Below are 803 nucleotides of genomic sequence, written 5' to 3'. Positions count from 1 at the left end.
ATCTTCAACTCCATCGGCCAGTTGCAGCGCTATTCCGAGGCCTGCGCCGGCACGGTGCGGGGCTTGCGGGTCAATCCACAGGTCAGCAGTTCGGATTATCTGCTGGCCGATCCGGCGCGTCCGTTCAGCCGTTTGGGCGAATGGGACCCGGAGAAAATCGAGCAGGTTCTGGGCGACATTTCCGGCTTCATGTTCCACAACAACTGCGAAAACGGCGATTTCGGCCTTTTCGACCAGATGCTGACGACCATCGAAGAGCGCTTCGGCCATCTGCTGTACAAGGTCGAGTGGGTCAGCCTCGGCGGCGGAATTCATTTCACTGGCGACGACTATCCGCTGGACGCGTTTTGCGCGCGTTTGAAAGCCTTTTCGCAGAAATACGGCGTTCAGGTTTATCTGGAGCCCGGCGAAGCCGCGATCACGCAGAGCGCTTCGCTTGAAGTGACCGTGCTCGACACGCTGTACAACGGCAAGCATCTGGCCGTGGTCGACAGCTCCATCGAAGCGCACATGCTCGATCTGCTGATCTACCGCCTGGACGCCAAGCTGGCGCCGAGCGAGGGCGAACACACCTACATGGTCTGCGGCAAATCCTGTCTGGCCGGGGATATTTTTGGCGAATATCAGTTTGCAAAACCTTTGGCCATCGGCGACCGACTGTCCTTCGTGGACGCCGCCGGTTACACCATGGTCAAGAAGAACTGGTTCAACGGCCTGAAAATGCCATCCATCGCAGTGAAACAACTCGACGGTACAGTCGAGGTAGTGCGTGAGTTTGGTTTTAACGATTATTTGTCCAGCCT

General features: G+C 57.3%; 1 protein-coding gene. It reads left to right on the top strand.

What is annotated here, in order from left to right; translation table 11 throughout:
* On the top strand, nucleotides 1-803 hold an 803-nt coding region (locus ACWKV9_RS27665; RefSeq protein WP_483839292.1), incomplete at both ends, for a type III PLP-dependent enzyme domain-containing protein.

The sequence above is a fragment of the Pseudomonas corni genome, assembly GCF_057128765.1.
This window is presented reverse-complemented; position numbering and strand designations above follow the sequence as displayed.